Origin of the sequence: Microtetraspora sp. AC03309, from assembly GCF_020826795.1 — a bacterium.
GTDB classification, from domain to species: domain Bacteria; phylum Actinomycetota; class Actinomycetes; order Streptosporangiales; family Streptosporangiaceae; genus Microtetraspora; species Microtetraspora glauca.
The window spans coordinates 1-3399 of the sequence record NZ_JADDIL010000167.1; the positions used below are offsets into that span (position 1 = coordinate 1).

Genomic DNA, 3399 nt, shown 5'->3' on the forward strand with positions numbered 1-3399 from the left:
GTGCAGGTGTTGTCCATGCAGTTGGGTGTGACGCCCGTGGTGTCCACCGCGGGTGCGTTGCCGGAGTACCAGGGGCCCACCGAGTCGGTGCTGGGGGTGGACGATGTGAATGCCCTGGCGCGCGCCTTCGACGCGCTGGCTGATCCCGACGAGGCTGCGGCCCGCGGGGAAGCGGCCCGAAAGCATTACCGCGCAACCTATTCTGCTGTGGTGTCGGCGCAGGCGATGGTGGAGGTCCTCAGGCGCGGCGCCGGCCTGCCAGGCTGACCCACAGCTGGCCGAGCCGCTCTCGCCAGCGGTCGATGTCGAACGCCTGGGCACGTTGCCGCGCAGCTTCGGACAGCCGGGTGCGCAGTTCGTCGTCCTGGCTGAGGCGTTGCAGTGCGGCGGCAAGCCGGGCCGGGTCCCCGGGCGGCACCAGAAGTCCGTCGACGCCGTCTGTCACCGCCTCGGGTATCCCGCCGACGGGTGTGGTGATCGGAATGACCCCGTGCGCCATGGCCTCCAGCAATGCCATCGGCAGGCCTTCGTGGTAGCTCGGCAGCACGAAGATGTCGGCGCCGCGCAGAAGCTGATCGCGCTCCGGCGGTTCGATCCAGCCGGCCACCTCGATCACCTCGTCCAAGCCGCGGGCCGCGACCACCGTGCGCAGCTGCTCCACCTCGCCGTCGCCGGCCAGCACGACGTGCAACCGGGTTCGAAGGTCTGCGGGCAACAGTTCGACGGCGCGCACCAGATCGTAGGACCCCTTTCGGCGGCCCACGCGGCCCAGGGACACCACGGCCAGCGACCGTGATGTGCGAGCCGGGCGTGACCGGTCGGCGGGCATCACGACGGGGTTGTACAACACCTCGATCGGGGTGTGTGAAAGTCCCAGGCTGCGTTGATAATCCACGGCCAGCGACTGGCCCAGCACCAGCCAGTGGTCAGCCCGCAATACCGCTCGGACCAGCAGCCGGACCCCCGCCGGCAGCGGGTCGAGCCAACCGGAGAAGTTGAAGCTGTGTCCGTGTACCACCGCCGGGATGCCGCGCAGTCGCGCGGCCAGCAGCGGCACCGCCTTACGTACCACGCTGCCCCCGTGAGCCAGGTGGACGTGCAGAACATCGATGTGGCCCACCAGAATCCGCGCGGTCGCCAGAATCATTCCGCTGACCCCGACCCACACCCGGCCCGCGATGTGGGTGTCGACGAAGGTCGGCACAGCGGTGACGGTGAACCGCTCGTCGGGTTGGTCGACCATCAGCCGCATGACAGACGCCATGCCGCCGCGGCTGTCGGGACCCGCCGGTGCCGGTCCCACTGCCAGGATCCGAACCGGTGTACTTGTCGCCACTGTGCGATTATGGCAAACCGCATGGCGGGCCGCACTAGCTGGCGTTCCGGAAACTGTCGAGACGGGTTCAATCCATCGCCAGTGGTGTGCTGATTCTTTAGAGTTGGCATAAGTATGGCTGGGGACATGCTGTCAGCCCGGAGAGTAGACGGCTGGAAGGGTGATTGGTGGCGACTTCTATGGAATTTGCCATATGGTTTAAATAACCTGGTGAACATATATATCCATGTAGCGATATCGGGTAAGTCCCCTGGAGTGGTGGGGTTTCGGGCCCGCGGGTAACTGGCCGGGCCTGTGTCGGGGGTGTGTCGTTGCCGGTGTTGGGGTGGGCCATCGCGTAGTGGTCAATGAGTTACCGACCAAAGTGACTCATGAAAGGACATCTACGCGATGACCCAGGACCATTCTGCCTTGCTGACTCAGCTCGACGCCCTCAAGTCCGCCGATTCTTCGGCGGTGTTCGCTGAGTTGATCCGCGCCGGATTGCAGGCGCTGATCGAGGCCGAAGCCGCCGAGTCGATCGGCGCTGGCCGCTACCAGCGCAGCGACGGTCGCAGCACCCACCGCAATGGGCACCGTCCCAAGACGGTGTCGACCACCTCCGGTGATATTGAGGTGCAGATCCCCAAACTGCGGGCCGGATCGTTCTTCCCGTCGCTGCTGGAGCGGCGCCGCCGCATCGACAAGGCCCTGCATGCGGTGATCATGGAGGCTTACGTGCACGGGGTCTCCACCCGCAGTGTCGATGACCTGGTCGCGGCGATGGGCGTCGAGTCGGGGGTCTCCAAGTCGGAGGTCTCCAGGATCTGCGCCGGGCTGGATAAGGAGATCGAGGCGTTTCGTACCCGCAGTCTGACTCACACCACGTTTCCGTACGTGTTCTGCGACGCCACCTTCTGCAAAGTGCGGGTGGGGGCGCATGTGGTGTCTCAAGCGCTGGTGGTGGCCACCGGGGTGTCTATCGACGGAACCCGGGAGGTGCTGGGCACCGCGGTCGGTGACAGCGAGTCCTTCGAGTTCTGGCGTGAGTTCCTGGCGTCGTTGAAAGCCCGCGGGTTGGGCGGGGTGCATCTGGTGATCTCCGATGCCCATGCTGGTTTGAAAGCGGCTGTGGCCCAACAGTTCAGCGGGTCATCGTGGCAGCGGTGCCGGGTGCATTTCATGCGCAATCTGCACACCGCGGTGTCGTCCAAGCACGCCCCCGCGGTGACTGCGGCGGTCAAGACGATCTTCGCCCACACCGATCCCGAGGAGGTCGCCGCGCAATGGGACCGGGTCGCTGACACCCTGGCCGCGTCGTTCCCGAAGGTGGCCGCCATGATGACCGAGGCCAAAACCGACGTGTTGGCGTTCACCGCGTTCCCGAAAGCGCACTGGCAGAAGATCTGGTCGAACAATCCGATCGAACGGTTGAACAAGGAGATCAAACGCCGCGCCGATGTCGTGGAGATCTTCCCCAACCCCGCCGCGTTCCTTCGGTTGGCCACCGCCGTGGTCATCGAAGCCCACGACGAATGGCAGGTCACCCGCCGGTATCTCTCCGATGTCTCCATGGACGAGCTACGAGCGGTGATCGCCGCCAAACATGCCGCCGCGGCACTGGCCAAACAACACCAAATCGCCTAGCATTCAGCATGACTCGTTGATCACTACGCGTGAACCCACGCCGATCCGAAGTCCACCACCCCACGGGACGCTATCGCGATATCAGATGCAGCTACCTATCATTCGATTTTTCGGTGACAAATATCACATATTGACGGCGGGTGGCGCTATTCGGCAGTGCAATGGTGCAAACTTAGCTGATTCTTATGTTGACCCGCTAAGGAGTGACGTCCGGATGAGCACTTCCGATCCAGCAGTGTCACGCAGTGGGCGACATCCAGCAACGAAAAATTACGGAGGGGCGGTAAACGCTGAGCCCGTCCTACCAACCAAGATCACGCTGCGCGCGTGGCAGGCTCGCTACGGTCGCTGGCTGGTGTGGTCGGATGCCGCCGTCATCGCCGGCGTGGTGGCTCTGGCGCAGGCACTGAGATTCGGAACAGTGACCGGTGAGAGCC

The 3399-nt window shown here is 64.5% G+C and carries 4 protein-coding genes; 3 read left to right on the forward strand and 1 reads right to left on the reverse strand.

The features are described 5' to 3' along the window. Positions 1-267 (forward strand): glycosyltransferase (locus IMZ11_RS41890; protein WP_228649049.1); only part of this gene is annotated, 267 nt, incomplete at its 5' end. Here IMZ11_RS41890 and IMZ11_RS41895 read toward each other — a convergent pair. Further along, entirely contained in the window at positions 239-1252 is a 1014-nt protein-coding gene (locus IMZ11_RS41895; RefSeq protein WP_228649052.1) for a glycosyltransferase family 4 protein, read from the reverse strand. The genes IMZ11_RS41890 and IMZ11_RS41895 overlap by 29 nt on opposite strands. 474 nt (positions 1253-1726) lie before the next feature. Between IMZ11_RS41895 and IMZ11_RS41900 the strand changes: the two genes are divergently transcribed. Then, positions 1727-2962 (forward strand): IS256 family transposase, encoded by a 1236-nt coding sequence (locus tag IMZ11_RS41900; RefSeq protein WP_228649054.1) that lies wholly within the window; start codon positions 1727-1729, stop codon positions 2960-2962. Positions 2963-3176: 214 nt separating this feature from the next. Further along, positions 3177-3399, forward strand: a 223-nt coding sequence (locus IMZ11_RS41905) for a hypothetical protein (RefSeq protein ID WP_228649056.1), incomplete at its 3' end; no start/stop codon positions are given.

Bases quoted from the DNA above. Each gene is read 5' to 3' on its own strand.
- IMZ11_RS41895 (WP_228649052.1), bottom strand. From the start codon at position 1,252: ATGCGGCTGATGGTCGACCAACCCGACGAGCGGTTCACCGTCACCGCT.
- IMZ11_RS41900 (WP_228649054.1), top strand. From the start codon at position 1,727: ATGACCCAGGACCATTCTGCCTTGCTGACTCAGCTCGACGCCCTCAAG.